General features: G+C 57.8%; 8 protein-coding genes, 2 tRNA genes, 3 rRNA genes and 2 pseudogenes. 12 read left to right on the plus strand and 3 right to left on the minus strand.

Annotation, left to right across the window (positions count from 1 at the left end):
• The first annotated feature begins 163 nt into the window (after nucleotides 1–163).
• The 5 genes from HP062_RS30310 to rrf all read left to right on the plus strand — a co-directional run bounded on the left by HP062_RS30310 (nucleotide 164) and on the right by rrf (nucleotide 5,394).
• Nucleotides 164–1,702: ribosomal RNA gene (locus HP062_RS30310) — 16S ribosomal RNA — on the plus strand.
• A gap of 123 nt (nucleotides 1,703–1,825) precedes the next feature.
• Nucleotides 1,826–1,902 (plus strand) — tRNA-Ile (locus HP062_RS30315).
• A gap of 10 nt (nucleotides 1,903–1,912) precedes the next feature.
• A tRNA-Ala gene (locus HP062_RS30320) sits at nucleotides 1,913–1,988 on the plus strand.
• Between the two features lie 240 nt (nucleotides 1,989–2,228).
• Nucleotides 2,229–5,120: ribosomal RNA gene (locus tag HP062_RS30325) — 23S ribosomal RNA — on the plus strand.
• Between the two features lie 158 nt (nucleotides 5,121–5,278).
• A 5S ribosomal RNA gene (gene rrf / locus HP062_RS30330) occupies nucleotides 5,279–5,394 on the plus strand.
• The 16S, 23S and 5S rRNA genes sit together here with 2 tRNA genes alongside, the layout of an rRNA operon.
• 114 nt (nucleotides 5,395–5,508) lie before the next feature.
• On the opposite strand, the gene HP062_RS30335 is transcribed toward rrf, so the two are convergent.
• Nucleotides 5,509–6,432: a TIGR03571 family LLM class oxidoreductase gene (locus tag HP062_RS30335; RefSeq protein WP_010458390.1), complete on the minus strand. Its 924-nt coding sequence runs from the start codon at nucleotides 6,430–6,432 to the stop codon at nucleotides 5,509–5,511.
• Nucleotides 6,433–6,706: 274 nt separating this feature from the next.
• Here HP062_RS30335 and mrdA point away from each other — a divergent pair, with 274 nt between their 5' ends.
• On the plus strand, nucleotides 6,707–8,599 hold the full coding sequence (gene mrdA / locus HP062_RS30340) for a penicillin-binding protein 2 (protein ID WP_010458391.1): 1,893 nt from the start codon (nucleotides 6,707–6,709) through the stop codon (nucleotides 8,597–8,599).
• 12 nt (nucleotides 8,600–8,611) lie between these two features.
• On the opposite strand, the pseudogene HP062_RS30345 reads toward mrdA, so the two are convergent.
• Nucleotides 8,612–8,749, minus strand: a pseudogene (locus HP062_RS30345) (LysR family transcriptional regulator); the annotation flags it as partial.
• On the opposite strand from HP062_RS30345, the pseudogene HP062_RS30350 reads away from it, so the two are divergent.
• From HP062_RS30350 to HP062_RS30370, 5 genes and pseudogenes are all read left to right on the plus strand, one after another.
• Nucleotides 8,748–8,954 (plus strand): annotated as a pseudogene (locus HP062_RS30350) (histone deacetylase family protein); the annotation flags it as partial. The pseudogenes HP062_RS30345 and HP062_RS30350 sit on opposite strands and share 2 nt — an antisense overlap.
• A 246-nt stretch (nucleotides 8,955–9,200) precedes the next feature.
• Nucleotides 9,201–11,105: a sigma-54-dependent Fis family transcriptional regulator gene (locus tag HP062_RS30355; RefSeq protein ID WP_172792474.1), complete on the plus strand. Its 1,905-nt coding sequence runs from the start codon at nucleotides 9,201–9,203 to the stop codon at nucleotides 11,103–11,105.
• Nucleotides 11,105–12,823, plus strand: coding sequence for an ABC transporter ATP-binding protein (locus HP062_RS30360; protein ID WP_172792475.1), 1,719 nt, complete (start codon nucleotides 11,105–11,107; stop codon nucleotides 12,821–12,823). Before HP062_RS30355 ends, HP062_RS30360 begins: the two co-directional genes overlap by 1 nt.
• Entirely contained in the window at nucleotides 12,813–13,490 is a 678-nt protein-coding gene (locus HP062_RS30365) for a S8 family serine peptidase (protein WP_172792476.1), read from the plus strand. Before HP062_RS30360 ends, HP062_RS30365 begins: the two co-directional genes overlap by 11 nt.
• Nucleotides 13,487–14,776 carry an NAD(P)/FAD-dependent oxidoreductase gene (locus HP062_RS30370; protein ID WP_172792477.1) on the plus strand — a complete coding sequence of 430 codons (1,290 nt, stop codon included), beginning with the start codon at nucleotides 13,487–13,489 and terminating at the stop codon, nucleotides 14,774–14,776. Before HP062_RS30365 ends, HP062_RS30370 begins: the two co-directional genes overlap by 4 nt.
• Nucleotides 14,777–14,826: 50 nt before the next feature.
• On the opposite strand, the gene HP062_RS30375 is transcribed toward HP062_RS30370, so the two are convergent.
• Entirely contained in the window at nucleotides 14,827–16,317 is a 1,491-nt protein-coding gene (locus HP062_RS30375; RefSeq protein ID WP_172792478.1) for an aldehyde dehydrogenase, read from the minus strand.
• A gap of 274 nt (nucleotides 16,318–16,591) precedes the next feature.
• Here HP062_RS30375 and HP062_RS30380 point away from each other — a divergent pair, with 274 nt between their 5' ends.
• A complete protein-coding gene (locus HP062_RS30380; RefSeq protein ID WP_172792479.1) occupies nucleotides 16,592–16,846 on the plus strand; it encodes a DUF1652 domain-containing protein in 255 nt (84 codons plus the stop codon).
• Nucleotides 16,847–16,892 lie beyond the last annotated feature (46 nt).

Genomic DNA, 16,892 nt, shown 5'->3' on the forward strand with positions numbered 1-16,892 from the left:
CCGCTCTTTAACAACTGAATCAAGCAATTCGTGTGGGTGCTTGTGGAGTCAGACTGATAGTCAACAAGATTATCAGCATCACAAGTTACTCCGCGAGAAATCAAAGATGTAACCAACGATTGCTGAGCCAAGTTTAGGGTTTCTTAAAAACCCAAAGATGTTTGAACTGAAGAGTTTGATCATGGCTCAGATTGAACGCTGGCGGCAGGCCTAACACATGCAAGTCGAGCGGCAGCACGGGTACTTGTACCTGGTGGCGAGCGGCGGACGGGTGAGTAATGCCTAGGAATCTGCCTGGTAGTGGGGGATAACGCTCGGAAACGGACGCTAATACCGCATACGTCCTACGGGAGAAAGCAGGGGACCTTCGGGCCTTGCGCTATCAGATGAGCCTAGGTCGGATTAGCTAGTTGGTGAGGTAATGGCTCACCAAGGCGACGATCCGTAACTGGTCTGAGAGGATGATCAGTCACACTGGAACTGAGACACGGTCCAGACTCCTACGGGAGGCAGCAGTGGGGAATATTGGACAATGGGCGAAAGCCTGATCCAGCCATGCCGCGTGTGTGAAGAAGGTCTTCGGATTGTAAAGCACTTTAAGTTGGGAGGAAGGGCAGCTACCTAATACGTATCTGTTTTGACGTTACCGACAGAATAAGCACCGGCTAACTCTGTGCCAGCAGCCGCGGTAATACAGAGGGTGCAAGCGTTAATCGGAATTACTGGGCGTAAAGCGCGCGTAGGTGGTTTGTTAAGTTGGATGTGAAATCCCCGGGCTCAACCTGGGAACTGCATTCAAAACTGACAAGCTAGAGTATGGTAGAGGGTGGTGGAATTTCCTGTGTAGCGGTGAAATGCGTAGATATAGGAAGGAACACCAGTGGCGAAGGCGACCACCTGGACTGATACTGACACTGAGGTGCGAAAGCGTGGGGAGCAAACAGGATTAGATACCCTGGTAGTCCACGCCGTAAACGATGTCAACTAGCCGTTGGGAGCCTTGAGCTCTTAGTGGCGCAGCTAACGCATTAAGTTGACCGCCTGGGGAGTACGGCCGCAAGGTTAAAACTCAAATGAATTGACGGGGGCCCGCACAAGCGGTGGAGCATGTGGTTTAATTCGAAGCAACGCGAAGAACCTTACCAGGCCTTGACATCCAATGAACTTTCCAGAGATGGATTGGTGCCTTCGGGAACATTGAGACAGGTGCTGCATGGCTGTCGTCAGCTCGTGTCGTGAGATGTTGGGTTAAGTCCCGTAACGAGCGCAACCCTTGTCCTTAGTTACCAGCACGTAATGGTGGGCACTCTAAGGAGACTGCCGGTGACAAACCGGAGGAAGGTGGGGATGACGTCAAGTCATCATGGCCCTTACGGCCTGGGCTACACACGTGCTACAATGGTCGGTACAGAGGGTTGCCAAGCCGCGAGGTGGAGCTAATCCCAGAAAACCGATCGTAGTCCGGATCGCAGTCTGCAACTCGACTGCGTGAAGTCGGAATCGCTAGTAATCGCGAATCAGAATGTCGCGGTGAATACGTTCCCGGGCCTTGTACACACCGCCCGTCACACCATGGGAGTGGGTTGCACCAGAAGTAGCTAGTCTAACCTTCGGGAGGACGGTTACCACGGTGTGATTCATGACTGGGGTGAAGTCGTAACAAGGTAGCCGTAGGGGAACCTGCGGCTGGATCACCTCCTTAATCGACGACATCAGCTGCTCCATAAGTTCCCACACGAATTGCTTGATTCATTGAAGAAGACGATAGAAGCAGCTTTAAGCTCCAAGCTGATAGCTCCAAGCTAACAGTTGCGCGCTCGAAATTGGGTCTGTAGCTCAGTTGGTTAGAGCGCACCCCTGATAAGGGTGAGGTCGGCAGTTCGAATCTGCCCAGACCCACCAATTTTGTTATGGGGCCATAGCTCAGCTGGGAGAGCGCCTGCCTTGCACGCAGGAGGTCAACGGTTCGATCCCGTTTGGCTCCACCATATAACTGCTTCTGCTGTTAGAGTTTAGAAATGAATATTCCGGTGTGAATATTGATTTCTAGTCTTTGATTAGATCGTTCTTTAAAAATTTGGGTATGTGATAGAAAGATAGACTGAACGTTACTTTCACTGGTAGCGGATCAGGCTAAGGTAAAATTTGTGAGTTGCTCTTAATTGAGTATTATCGAATTTTCGGCGAATGTCGTCTTCACAGTATAACCAGATTGCTTGGGGTTATATGGTCAAGTGAAGAAGCGCATACGGTGGATGCCTTGGCAGTCAGAGGCGATGAAAGACGTGGTAGCCTGCGAAAAGCTTCGGGGAGTCGGCAAACAGACTTTGATCCGGAGATGTCTGAATGGGGGAACCCAGCCATCATAAGATGGTTATCTTAAGCTGAATACATAGGCTTAAGAGGCGAACCAGGGGAACTGAAACATCTAAGTACCCTGAGGAAAAGAAATCAACCGAGATTCCCTTAGTAGTGGCGAGCGAACGGGGACTAGCCCTTAAGTGGCTTTGAGATTAGCGGAACGCTCTGGAAAGTGCGGCCATAGTGGGTGATAGCCCTGTACGCGAAAATCTCTTAGTCATGAAATCGAGTAGGACGGAGCACGAGAAACTTTGTCTGAATATGGGGGGACCATCCTCCAAGGCTAAATACTACTGACTGACCGATAGTGAACTAGTACCGTGAGGGAAAGGCGAAAAGAACCCCGGAGAGGGGAGTGAAATAGATCCTGAAACCGTATGCGTACAAGCAGTGGGAGCCCACTTTGTTGGGTGACTGCGTACCTTTTGTATAATGGGTCAGCGACTTATTTTCAGTGGCGAGCTTAACCGAATAGGGGAGGCGTAGCGAAAGCGAGTCTTAATAGGGCGTCTAGTCGCTGGGAATAGACCCGAAACCGGGCGATCTATCCATGGGCAGGTTGAAGGTTGGGTAACACTAACTGGAGGACCGAACCGACTACCGTTGAAAAGTTAGCGGATGACCTGTGGATCGGAGTGAAAGGCTAATCAAGCTCGGAGATAGCTGGTTCTCCTCGAAAGCTATTTAGGTAGCGCCTCATGTATCACTGTAGGGGGTAGAGCACTGTTTCGGCTAGGGGGTCATCCCGACTTACCAAACCGATGCAAACTCCGAATACCTACAAGTGCCGAGCATGGGAGACACACGGCGGGTGCTAACGTCCGTCGTGAAAAGGGAAACAACCCAGACCGTCAGCTAAGGTCCCAAAGTTATGGTTAAGTGGGAAACGATGTGGGAAGGCTTAGACAGCTAGGAGGTTGGCTTAGAAGCAGCCACCCTTTAAAGAAAGCGTAATAGCTCACTAGTCGAGTCGGCCTGCGCGGAAGATGTAACGGGGCTCAAACCATACACCGAAGCTACGGGTATCACTTAGGTGATGCGGTAGAGGAGCGTTCTGTAAGCCTGTGAAGGTGAGTTGAGAAGCTTGCTGGAGGTATCAGAAGTGCGAATGCTGACATGAGTAACGACAATGGGTGTGAAAAACACCCACGCCGAAAGACCAAGGTTTCCTGCGCAACGTTAATCGACGCAGGGTTAGTCGGTCCCTAAGGCGAGGCTGAAAAGCGTAGTCGATGGAAAACAGGTTAATATTCCTGTACTTCTGGTTATTGCGATGGAGGGACGGAGAAGGCTAGGCCAGCTTGGCGTTGGTTGTCCAAGTTTAAGGTGGTAGGCTGGAATCTTAGGTAAATCCGGGATTCTAAGGCCGAGAGCTGATGACGAGTGTTCTTTTAGAACACGAAGTGGTTGATGCCATGCTTCCAAGAAAAGCTTCTAAGCTTCAGGTAACCAGGAACCGTACCCCAAACCGACACAGGTGGTTGGGTAGAGAATACCAAGGCGCTTGAGAGAACTCGGGTGAAGGAACTAGGCAAAATGGCACCGTAACTTCGGGAGAAGGTGCGCCGGTGAGGGTGAAGCATTTACTGCGTAAGCCCATGCCGGTCGAAGATACCAGGCCGCTGCGACTGTTTATTAAAAACACAGCACTCTGCAAACACGAAAGTGGACGTATAGGGTGTGACGCCTGCCCGGTGCCGGAAGGTTAATTGATGGGGTTAGCTAACGCGAAGCTCTTGATCGAAGCCCCGGTAAACGGCGGCCGTAACTATAACGGTCCTAAGGTAGCGAAATTCCTTGTCGGGTAAGTTCCGACCTGCACGAATGGCGTAACGATGGCGGCGCTGTCTCCACCCGAGACTCAGTGAAATTGAAATCGCTGTGAAGATGCAGTGTATCCGCGGCTAGACGGAAAGACCCCGTGAACCTTTACTATAGCTTTGCACTGGACTTTGAATTTGCTTGTGTAGGATAGGTGGGAGGCTTTGAAGCGTGGACGCCAGTTCGCGTGGAGCCAACCTTGAAATACCACCCTGGCAACTTTGAGGTTCTAACTCAGGTCCGTTATCCGGATCGAGGACAGTGTATGGTGGGTAGTTTGACTGGGGCGGTCTCCTCCTAAAGAGTAACGGAGGAGTACGAAGGTGCGCTCAGACCGGTCGGAAATCGGTCGTAGAGTATAAAGGCAAAAGCGCGCTTGACTGCGAGACAGACACGTCGAGCAGGTACGAAAGTAGGTCTTAGTGATCCGGTGGTTCTGTATGGAAGGGCCATCGCTCAACGGATAAAAGGTACTCCGGGGATAACAGGCTGATACCGCCCAAGAGTTCATATCGACGGCGGTGTTTGGCACCTCGATGTCGGCTCATCACATCCTGGGGCTGAAGCCGGTCCCAAGGGTATGGCTGTTCGCCATTTAAAGTGGTACGCGAGCTGGGTTTAGAACGTCGTGAGACAGTTCGGTCCCTATCTGCCGTGGACGTTTGAGATTTGAGAGGGGCTGCTCCTAGTACGAGAGGACCGGAGTGGACGAACCTCTGGTGTTCCGGTTGTCACGCCAGTGGCATTGCCGGGTAGCTATGTTCGGAATAGATAACCGCTGAAAGCATCTAAGCGGGAAACTAGCCTCAAGATGAGATCTCACTGGGACCTTGAGTCCCCTGAAGGGCCGTCGAAGACTACGACGTTGATAGGTTGGGTGTGTAAGCGCTGTGAGGCGTTGAGCTAACCAATACTAATTGCCCGTGAGGCTTGACCATATAACACCCAAGCAATTTGCTGACCTGAAAAGGCACCAGATTGCGGTGTGTGAAGACGAAACGAACCGAAAGTTCGATTGTTCACAAACACCGAGATCTATCACATACCCATTCGCTGGAGCGTGCGCCGTAAGGCAAACGACCTGGCTACCGAATTTCTTGACGACCATAGAGCATTGGAACCACCTGATCCCATCCCGAACTCAGCAGTGAAACGATGCATCGCCGATGGTAGTGTGGGGTTTCCCCATGTGAGAGTAGGTCATCGTCAAGATTAAATTCCGAAACCCCTATCTGCGTATGCAGGTAGGGGTTTTGTTTTTTCCGCAGGAAAGTGGCGTGACAAAAAAGGATAGCCGACGGGCTATCCCAGGTTTCAGCAGCATCGTTAGTGAAACTTTGGCAGAACGTATTCAGCTATCTCTTCAATAACCTCTGCCACAGGGCGTTCGCTACGACGCATGTGCAAGCCGACATGCTGCACACCAGCCTCACGTAACGCCTGAAGCTCATCAATCAAGGCCAGCCGTCCACAACTGCCACCGAAGCGCACACGTCGCATGGGGGTATGAGGATTAGCAGTCAGGTCCAAGTGTACGAAGCTGATATAAGGCTTATCGCCTCCAACTTCCCGCCACAGCCCCACTCGACGTCGGTGCTCATCCGGCGTACCAGGGTAGGCGAGCCAACCATCCATGTGCTCACCAATCCAGGCCGGTGATTGTTGACCAAGACCTGCAACCAGCAGTGGCATAGGCTGATCTCGCTCCGGTAACAGGCGAGCGCCCTCAGGTAAACGACCTTCACCCTGGCTACGGATCAATTCAACCGTATCGCGAAAGATCTCCCCGCGCTGATCGTAATCCACCCCAAACAACGGATACTCCATCGGCCGGTCACCACTGGCCACCCCAAGGAGCAGACGCCCGTCACTCAGTTCATCAACACTGTTGGCGGCCTTGAGCGTTAGCCAAGGCTGACGCAATGGCAGCACAACCGCTGCTGTACCGAGCATGATGTTCTCCGTAATCCCGGCCAAATACCCAAGGTAAGAAAAGGTCTCAAAGACCTGTGCAGCGTCGCCAAAGTTGGGGTCGTAAACCGGCACATCACGTACCCAAAGTGCGCGAAAACCGGCGTTGTCAGCCAAACGTGCCATCGCGGCGTGCTGCTTCAAGTCGGGGACACCAAAAGGACGATCCTGAGCGATCCGCAGCCGCTGTCCATCACTGGACCAATCGTTATCCAGCGGCAGTTCCAGTCCGATGGAAAATCCATTCGAGCCGAGTAATCGTTGAAATCGTGGATGCATGAAAAGACTCCCAAACAACAAAATGGAATGACATGCACCCAGTATCTACAGGCTCATCTACAAGAAAAATGCATGAATCGGAATATCAATCTTGAGCAAAACGCACGAGTCAAAGAAAAAGCCGACCGTCGTTTTGACCCTCAAGGACAACCATTCGAGAAAATCCCACTAAAGTGACTGCACAGTTTTTGGTATGGTGCAGCTCGTTTTTTAACGGATTGATTTGCAGGCCTAAGGATCGCCCCCCTTTTTTAGTCATAGAGCCGCTACAGAAATGCCCGAACCGATACCCATCAAGGACCACGAAAAAGAGACGCGTCTGGTCAACAAGCGGCTGATCGCCTGCGCCTTGTTCGTCGCCGCCATTTCCTGCGCACTTGTGGTGCGCATGTATGTCCTGCAAGTGGTCGAATACGACTATCACTCGACAATCTCCGAAAACAACCGCGTCCATGTCCTGCCGATCACCCCGACCCGCGGGCTGATCTACGACCGCAACGGCGTAGTCCTCGCGGATAACCGTCCCAGTTTCAACCTCACCATCACCCGCGAACGCGCCTCCGATGTCAAAGAGGAGCTCGATGAGGTGGTCAACCTCCTGCACTTGCCAGCCGAAGACCGGACACTGTTCGACAAGGCCATGAAGCAGGCGCGCCACCCGTTCGTGCCGGTCACACTGTTCTACGAGCTCAGTGAACAGCAAATCGCGGTTCTCGCGGTCAATGAGTTCCGTCTGCCGGGGATCGATGTCGAGCCCCAGTTCGTGCGCCATTACCCGTTTGGCGCACACTTTGCGCACTCGATCGGTTACGTTGGTCGTATCAACGAAAAAGAATCCAAAGCCCTCGACACGGTGGAGTATCGCGGCACCCAATCCATCGGCAAGACCGGCATTGAAAAATTCTACGAGTCGCAATTGCACGGCCAGGTGGGTTACGAAGAAGTCGAAACCAATGCCCAGGGCCGCGTACTGCGAGTGCTCAAGCACACCGATCCGATCCCCGGCAAAAACATTGTCCTGAGCCTGGACGTCAAACTTCAGGAAGCGGCCGAGGAAGCCTTGGGTGATCGTCGTGGTTCGGTGGTGGCGCTCGATCCGTCGACCGGTGAAGTACTGGCCATGGTCAGCAAGCCCAGTTTCGACCCGAACCTGTTCGTCACCGGCATCAGCTTCAAGGAATACGCGGCGCTGCACGACTCAATCGATCGGCCGCTGTTCAACCGCGTTCTGCGCGGCCTCTACGCGCCAGGTTCGACCATCAAACCCGAGGTGGCCATTGCCGGCCTCGACGCTGGCGTCGTCACCCCTCAGACCCGCGTCTTTGACCCCGGTTATTACCAGCTCCCGGACTTTGATCACAAATACCGTAACTGGAACCACAGCGGCGACGGCTGGGTCGACATGGACGCGGCGATCATGCGCTCCAACGACACCTACTTCTATGACCTGGCTCACAAGCTGGGCATCGATCGCCTGCACGACTACATGGCCATGTTCGGCCTCGGCGAAAAAGTCTCGCTGGACATGTTCGAAGAGTCTGCCGGCTTGATGCCATCGCAAGCGTGGAAGCGCGCCACGCGCCGTCAGGCCTGGTTCCCGGGCGAAACCGTGATCCTTGGCATCGGCCAGGGTTATATGCAGGTCACGCCGCTGCAGCTGGCCCAGGCCACCGCGCTGATTGCCAACAAAGGTGTGTGGAACCGACCGCACCTGGCAAAGACCGTGGATGGCGTAGCGCCGGTGGACGAGCACCCTATGCCGAACATCCTGCTCAAGGATCCGCGTGACTGGGAGCAGGTCAACCATGGCATGCAGATGGTGATGCACGACGCCCGCGGGATTGCCAGAGCCGCCGCGCAGGGCGCTCAGTACCGCATTGCCGGCAAGAGTGGTACCGCGCAAGTCGTCGCGATCAAGCAAGGCGAGCGCTACAACCGGGCGAAAACCCTGGAGCGCAACCGCGACAATGCCTTGTTCGTCGGCTTCGCCCCGGCCGAGCACCCGAAGATCGTCATCTCGGTGATGATTGAAAACGGTGAGGCCGGTGGTCGCGTCGCCGGCCCTGTGGTGCGGCAGATCATGGACGCCTGGTTACTCGATCAGGACGGCCATCTAAAGCCGCAATACGCCACGCCGAGCAAAGCTCCGGGCGACCCTCACGTCTAAGCGCTCAAAGCTTCACAGCACAGGCTCATGAATACTGAGCATGTGCTGGAAGCTTTCGAGGAAGACCGTTTCGGCTTGACTCATCTTCTGATCGCGGGTCCACAACAGCTGAATATCGAAACCCACCACCCCATCCTCCGGCGGCCATCTGGTGCTGTCCCTGGGGTTCGATATTTTCGAACTGGACCCGCAGCGCAAAGTGGCAGTGACCCGTGAAGGGTTTGCGGTGTTGGGCGAACGGATTCGTAGCCTTGGGTTGCCGTGTCTGATTGTGCAGGAGGTCGGGTATCACCTGGAGAGTCTTGAGGACAATGCCCGGGCGTTTTTTGTGAATGCCGAGGTGTGGCAGCTCTGAGATCATTGGGGCCAGGTACGTCGCCTTCGCGGGCAAGCCTCGCTCCTACAGGTTATTTGCCTGGCGGGAAATTTTGGTTCGCCTCAACCCTGTAGGAGCGAGGCTTGCCCGCGAAGAACAATGACTCGGTCCACCTGACAGAACCCAAGTGCTGTAAGGCACTTGCCATCGCCCTGACGTTAACGTAAAGATTGCGGCAGGGCGCTGAACTTGAAAGGCGCAAAGCGGACCGATCCGGAGCGCTTGATGACGCTAATAAAAACACCTTCTCCCAAGCTGCACCGCGAAGCCCGGCTGGCCCGGGAAAAACTCCATCTGGAGGGCGAAGTCCCCGATGGTGTTCTGCGGGCAGAAATCGATGCGTCGTGGCGGCGCAGCCTCAGCCATGGCGTGCATTTCAACGCCAAGCACGAACTGGCGCTGGAATCGAGCGCCAGCCTCGACGTGCTGTTGGCAAGTAATCGCCTGCTGATCGACGCCGCATTACCGGCCATCGACTACCTGGCTGAACGCCAAGGCAAGGAAGGCCTGATCATCCTCGCCAACTCCGACGCCACCATCCTCGCCGTCGAAGGACGCGCCGACCGCCTCAAGGGCAGCGGCCTGCAAGACATCACCCTGGGCGCCTGCTGGAGCGAAGCCGCTCGTGGTACCAACGCACTGGGCACCGCACTGGTGGAAGCCCGGCCGACGATGATCGATTGCGGCGAGCATTACCTCGATCGTCTAAGCGATTTCTCCTGCACATCGGTGCCGATCCATTGCCCCCAAGGCGACATCCTCGGCGTCCTTGACCTGACCCGCGAAGGCCCCCTCGGCCGCGTTCATGACAGCACCGCGTTGCTGGCCATGGCCGTCAGCCAGATCGAAAGCCGCGTGTTCAACGCCAGTTACCCGGACGAAATCGTCCTCGCGTTCCACAGCCGTCGGCAATACCTTGAATCCCCTTGGCAGGGCCTGCTGGCGGTGAGTCTCGGCGGACAGATCCTGGCGGTCAGCGCGCAAGCCTGTCAGTTGCTGCGTGCCGAGCGTTCGGCCCTGGTCGGTCGGCGTTGCGAGGAATTTCTCGGTGTCGATGGCCTGCAATTGCTGTCCCGTCTGCATCAAGGTGGCGTCGGCAGTTTGCAGACCGCCAAAGGCGAATTCTTCTACAAAACCCTGCGGGCGCCGCAACGTTCCATCAACGTCAGCACACCGCCGCGCAGCCCCGCGAAAACCGCCAAGCCACAACCGGATCTCGAATCCCTGGCCGGCAGTAACGTGCGTTATGCCCGGGCTTTGCGCATGGCCCGCCAAGGGCTGGCCAATGAATTGCCGGTGTTGCTGCTCGGTGAAACCGGCACCGGTAAAGAAGTCATCGCCCGTGCGCTGCACATGGCCGGAACCCGCTGTGACAAACCTTTCGTTGCGGTGAACTGCGCGGCAATCCCTGAAGGCCTGATCGAGTCGGAACTGTTCGGCTACCGCGAAGGCGCCTTCACCGGCTCCCGTCGTGGCGGCATGATCGGACGACTGCAACAGGCCCACGGCGGCACCTTGTTCCTCGACGAAATCGGTGACATGCCGCTGGCCTTGCAGGCCCGTCTGCTGCGGGTGTTGCAGGACCGTAAAGTGGCGCCGCTGGGCGCGGGCGAGGAACAAGACATCGACGTCGCGCTGATCTGCGCCACCCACCGAGACCTCAAGCGTCTGGTCGAAGAAAAGCACTTCCGTGAAGACCTGTTCTACCGGGTCAACGGCATCAGCGTGATGCTCCCGGCCCTGCGCGAGCGCGAGGATTTCAGCGGTTTGGTTGCCCGTCTGCTGGCCAAACTTGATGCCCCGACGATGGTCCTGCATGACGATCTGAGCCGCTTGCTCGACGGCTACCATTGGCCGGGCAACATTCGCCAACTGGAAATGGTCCTGCGCACCGCGCTGGCCATGCGCGAACCCGGGGACACGGTGCTCACCCTCGACCACCTGCCCGACAGCATGCTCGACGAACTGACCGCGACTGAACGCCCGGCATCGGGCAGCATTCGCGAAAACGAACTGGAGCTGATCCGCCAGGCCTTGGACAGCCATCAGGGCAACGTCTCGGCCGCCGCCGACGCCTTGGGCATCAGCCGCGCGACCCTGTATCGCAAGCTCAAACAGTTGCGTTCGTGATGCAGCGCTTGATCGTTCGGCTGATCGACAGCCAGAACCCCGAAGCCCTGCAAGCGGCGTTGTGTTGGCTCTACAGTTTTGTGCGCCCGCATCGATTGGCGATTGCCGGGCTGCTCGGCTTGTCGGTCTGCGCTTCTTCGCTGGTGCTGGTGCAGCCGTGGCTGACCAAACTATTGATCGACGATGGCTTGCTGGCGAAAAACTTCCCGATGCTGGTGTTGATTGCCGGATTGATGATTCTCGCCGGGCTGCTCGGCACAGCGCTGTCGGGGATCAATCGCTACCTGCACACGCGGCTGTCCGGGCGGATTCTGTTCTCGCTGCGCGACGACCTTTATCGACATCTGCAAACCCTGTCACCGAGCTTCTATGGACAGCGGCGCATCGGTGATCTGATGTCGCGCCTGGATGGCGACGTTGCGGAGATCCAGCGCTTCGCTGTGGATTCGCTGTTCTCGGCGGTATCGAGCGTGGTTGGCCTGGTGGTGGCGGTGGCGATGCTGCTGACCCTGTCGTGGAAACTTTCACTGCTGGCATTGGTGCTGATTCCCCTCGACATCCTCTGGCTGCGCTGGATGCGGCGCAAAGTCGAGCGCGATGTACGGCAGTTGCGCGAGCGCTCGGCGGACATGTCCTCGTTCATGGTCGAGACCTTGCCGGTGATGAAATTCATCCAGTCTGCCGGCCAGCAACAACGCGAATCGCGCCGTCTGGAGTCGCTTGGTCAAGGCTATATGAGCCAGCTGCTGCGCCTGCAAGTCACCGAGTTTTTTACCCAGGCGGTGCCCGGCACGCTGACGTCATTGTCCCGGGCCTGTGCGTTTTTGATTGGCGGTTATTGGGTGGTGCAGGGGACCTGGCAACTGGGCGCGCTGATCGCGTTTTCCACGTACCTGGGGATGGCGGTCGGACCGGTTCAGAGCCTGCTCGGGCTCTATGTCGCGATTCAGCGGATGACCGTCAGCCTCGGCCGGGTCATGGAACTGCGTGGTGAAGAACCCACCGTGCTAACACCGGTTGAACCCAAGCCGATGCCGACCTCTGGCGAGTTGCGTTTCGACGACGTGCACTTCAGCCATCCCGGTCGTCCGACGACCTTGCGCGGCATCGAAGCGCGAATTCCCTATGGCTTGAAAGTCGCCCTGAGCGGCGGCTCCGGCGTCGGTAAATCAACGCTGATCGATCTGCTGCAACGCCATCACGATCCGCAAGCTGGCCGGGTGCTGCTGGGCGAGGTCGATCTGCGTGAACTGGACCTGTTCCAGCTGCGTCGGCGGATAGCCGTGGTCAGTCAGGACATCGTGCTGTTTCGCGGCAGCCTGGCCGACAACCTCGCTTACGCGGTGCCGGACGCCAGCCGTGAAGCGATTGCCGAAGTCGCAAGGCTGGCGCAACTCGACAGCCTGATCGAATCGTTGCCCGAAGGTCTCGACAGTCCGTTGGGCGAACGCGGCCAGCAGTTGTCCGGCGGGCAGAAACAGCGGATCGCCATCGCCCGGGCGTTGTTGCAGGATCCGCTGATTCTGGTGTTGGATGAAGCGACCTCGGCGGTGGATGAAGCCACCGAGCGCGAAGTCATCGAGGCCATCGACCGACTGTTTGCCGGGCGCACGCGGATCCTGATCAGCCATCGTCCTTCCACGCTGGCTGATGCTGATGTGCGTTTTGAATTGCTCGACGGCGTACTCATTTCAAAAGCGGTGCTGCATGAAGCCTGAGCTAAGGATTGGCGTGGTCGACAGCGGACATTCGGCGGCGCAACGGGTGCAGGTGATCGCCGGACGGCGTTTTTCACTGCTGGAGGATGGCCTGGCCGAAAGCGACTTGCGTGACGACCCGCTGGGCCACGGCAGCGCGGTGATCGAAGCCATCGGGCGGCGAGCCCCTGCGGCGGTGTTTTGCGTGGGGCAGGTGTTTGACCAGCGCGGCGTCACCAGCGCCTTGCAGATCGCCAGTGCTATCGACTGGCTGGTGGCGCAGGATGTTCGCTTGATTAATTTGAGCCTTGGATTACGCCAGGATCGCAGCCTGTTGCGCGAAGCCTGCGCAGCGGCGGTGGCGCGGGGCATTTTGTTGTGTGCCTCCAGCCCGGCCCAGGGCGAGGGTGTGTATCCGGCGAATTATCCACAGGTGCTGCGCGTCACCGGCGATGCGCGTTGCGCCGAGCATGAATGGTCGTGGCTCAACAGTGCCCAGGCCGATTTCGCGGCGTGCGTGCATGGGACCTATCCGGGACAGTCCGGTGCGAGCCTTGGGTGTGCGGCGTTGAGCGGACATATTGCGAGTTTCCTGGTTGCCCATCCCGACGCGAGTAACGAGCACATCATCGAGTGGCTGCGCGAGAACGCCCGCTATCGCGGCCCTGAACGGCGCTTCGGCGCATGATTGTGATTCTTGGCGCTGGACCTGCCGGGGCGGCAGTCGCCCTGGGTTTGCGGCGACTCGGTTATGCGGTGACCCTGGTCAGCGAGTGGCGCCGGTTTGCGGCACTGGAAGGCGTTTCGCTTCGGGTGCTGGAGGCCCTGCGCGGCGCGGGCCTGCAGCAGGCGTTGGCGGATGCGGCGTTGCCCTCCCAGCGGCAGGTGTCGTGGAACGGTCAGCAACATGCGCAGAACATCGAATTTCTGTTGGATCGCCCGAGTTTCGACCGAGGTTTGCGCGAAGACCTGCGTCAGGCAGGTGTTGAGCTGATCGAAGGGCGGGTGCTGAGCGTTCAGGCCTCGGCGGTGGGGCATCGGGTCGAGATTGAAGGGCGCCAGGCGCTGTTTGCGGATTTTCTGGTAGAAGCCCGCGGACGCCAGGCGCCCGCACTGGGCAAAGGCCTGCGTGGGCCGGAGACGGTCAGCCTGCTCAATCGTTGGCAAGGTACGCCGGGCAGCACCGCCAGCGCGGTGGAAAGCCTTGAGGACGGCTGGGCGTGGATGGCGCGGCGGGCCGACGGTCAGTGTTATTGGCAATGGACGGTGGACGTGGCCAGCGCGCAATTGCCAGGCAAGGCGACGTTGCCGGATTACTGCCGCGCACGGCGTCAGGGTTCGGCATGGGCGCGTGAGTTTTTCGGTGCCGGGCCTGAGACCGATCTCCAACTGCATGCGCGCAGCAGCACGGCGATTTTGAGTCCGCAGGTCTGTGGTGATCACTGGATCCGGGTCGGCGATGCCGCGATGGCGGTGGATCCGCTGTCGGGCAATGGCATTTTCCAGTCCTTGTCTTCAGCGTTACAGGCGCCCACGGTGATCAACACGTTATTGCGTAAACCGGAACGGGCGGCGTTGGCCCAACGGTTTCATCAGCAGCGGGTGGAGCAGCTGTTTTTGCGCTTTGCGCGGATCGGTCGCGACTTTTACGCCGATGAACAGAGGTGGCTGGAGCAGCCGTTCTGGCAGGCACGGCGGCAGTGGCCGGATGCCGAAGTTGCCCATGCCGAGGCGGATTTTGCGGCGTTGAGGATTGAGCGGGCGCCGGTGTTGAAAGATGGGTTTGTCGATGAAGCCGAGGTGGTGATCACGGCGGATCAGCCGTTGGGGATCTGGCATGTGCAAGGGGTTGAACTGGCGCCGTTGGTGCGGCGGTTGCGGACCGAACCGGCCGAGCAGGTGCTGGCGGGGTTGACGGTGGAGCAGGGGCGGATGGTTCGGAGTTGGTTACTGTCGCAAGGCTTCAAACCCTAACCGATCGTTCCCGCGCAGAGCGTGGGAACGATCAGCGAAGAACGGCGCTATTACAACTTGATCAACACCGACTTCAACTCGGTGTAATGCTCAATCGCCGCATACCCCATCTCCCGCCCGACCCCGGACATTTTGTACCCGCCAAACGGCAGCGCCGGATCGAGCGCGCTGTGGCAGTTGACCCACACCGACCCCGATTTGATTCGCGGAATCATCCGGTGCACCGCCGCCAGGTCGTTCGACCAGATACTCGCGCCCAGCCCATAAGGACTGTCATTGGCCATGCGCAACGCATCGGCTTCATCATCGAACGGAATCGCCACCAGCACCGGGCCGAAGATCTCTTCCTGCACCAGCGAGTGCTTCTGGTCGACATCGACAATCACCGTCGGCTTGACGAAAAACCCTGGCCCGAACTGCTCGCCGCCGCAGGCGATGGTCGCGCCACTTTGCCGGCCTTTTTCGATGTACCCGTACACCCGTTCCTGCTGGCGAGCGGAAATCAGCGGCCCCATCTCGACGCTTGGGTCCAGACCGTTGCCGAGTTTCATGGCGTTGGCGATGTCGGCGATGTCCGCCACCACATTGTCGAAATGCTTGCGCTGCACATACAGCCTGGAACCGGCGCAGCACACCTGGCCCTGATTGAAGAAAATTGCGCTGGCGGCCCCGGCTGCGGCGGTTTTCAGGTCGGCGTCGGCCATGACGATGGTCGGTGATTTGCCGCCCAGTTCAAGCGTGACACGGGTCATGGACTCCATGGCGATCTTGCCGATCTGCTTGCCCACGGCGGTGGAGCCGGTGAAGGTCAGCTTGTCCACCAGAGGGTTGTGGGTCAGCGCGGAGCCAGCGGTGATGCCGGTGCCGGTGACCACGTTGAACACGCCCTCCGGGTACCCGGCTTCCAGCACCAGTTCGGCCAGTTTCAGCGCGGTCAGCGGGGTTTCGTCGGCGGGTTTGAGCACAACGGTGCAACCGGTGGCCAGGGCCGGGCCGAGTTTCCAGCAAGCCAGCAGCAGCGGGAAGTTCCAGGCAACGATGGCGCCCACTACACCTACCGCTTCGCGGCGGATGAAACTGTGGAACTGATCGTTGGGCATCAGCGGCAACGACACTTCAACGCTCGAGCCTTCGATCTTGGTCGCCCAGCCCGCCATGTAGCGCAGGAAGTCGATGGATAACTGCACGTCCATCACCTGGGCCACCGCTGCGCTTTTGCCGTTGTTCAGGCATTCCAGTTGCGCCAGCAGTTCGGCGTCGCGTTCCATCAGGTCGGCGAGTTTCCACAACAGGTTCTGCCGCTCTCGTGGGCGGGTGCGGGTCCAGGTCGAATCATCGAAGGCCTGACGAGCGGCCAGCACGGCGCGGTCGACGTCCTCGGGCGTTGCCCTTGGCACGACGCACAGCACTTCCCCGGTGGCCGGGTTGTGCAGGGGCATGGTCTGGCCGTCGGCAGCCTCGACCCAGTCACCGCCGATAAGCATGCGCGGGGCGCGCTGGATGAACGCCGAGGTGGCGGGAAGCAAATAAGGGAGGGGCATGGCGAGACCTCTTGTTGTTCGTGAGAACGGAGGCTTTCGCAATGGCTGTGCCAAGTGCCAAGAAAGGCAGGGACGCCCTTGGTCGGCGGGGTTTTGGCGGCTCATGGGAACAGCGGACACAGAGGGGGTTGTTGCAAATTGCGACAACTATGAGACGACGAGCGACCTGCTGCGACCTTGAGACACCCACTTTAGGGGACTAGAATTTTCTGGCTCGGTGGATGAAGCGATGGTCCGTTCATCCGGCCAACCATCTGGCGTGAGGGAGGTAACGATGTTCCTTTCAACCCTGGAAATTCAAAACATCATTGAACACAGTATGTTGCCCGCTGTGCACACATGCGTCATGGAGGCAGACCAGTCCCTGACGATCCGGGTCTGTGACTGCATGACAGGAAAAGTGGAACTGATCGCCACTAACGTCCCCATATGGAACTTGAACAGTCCCCATGACATTGCTGTACTTGTGGCGGATATTCAGCAAAAAATCGAGGCTCACAAAAACATTTCCTCGACATTGGCCAGTTGAGCCGGCGTCCCCCCGCAACACGCAAGTGCTGCGGGGAATTGGCGGA

Source organism: Pseudomonas sp. B14-6 (genome assembly GCF_013260315.1).
GTDB classification, from domain to species: Bacteria; Pseudomonadota; Gammaproteobacteria; order Pseudomonadales; family Pseudomonadaceae; genus Aquipseudomonas; species Aquipseudomonas mandelii.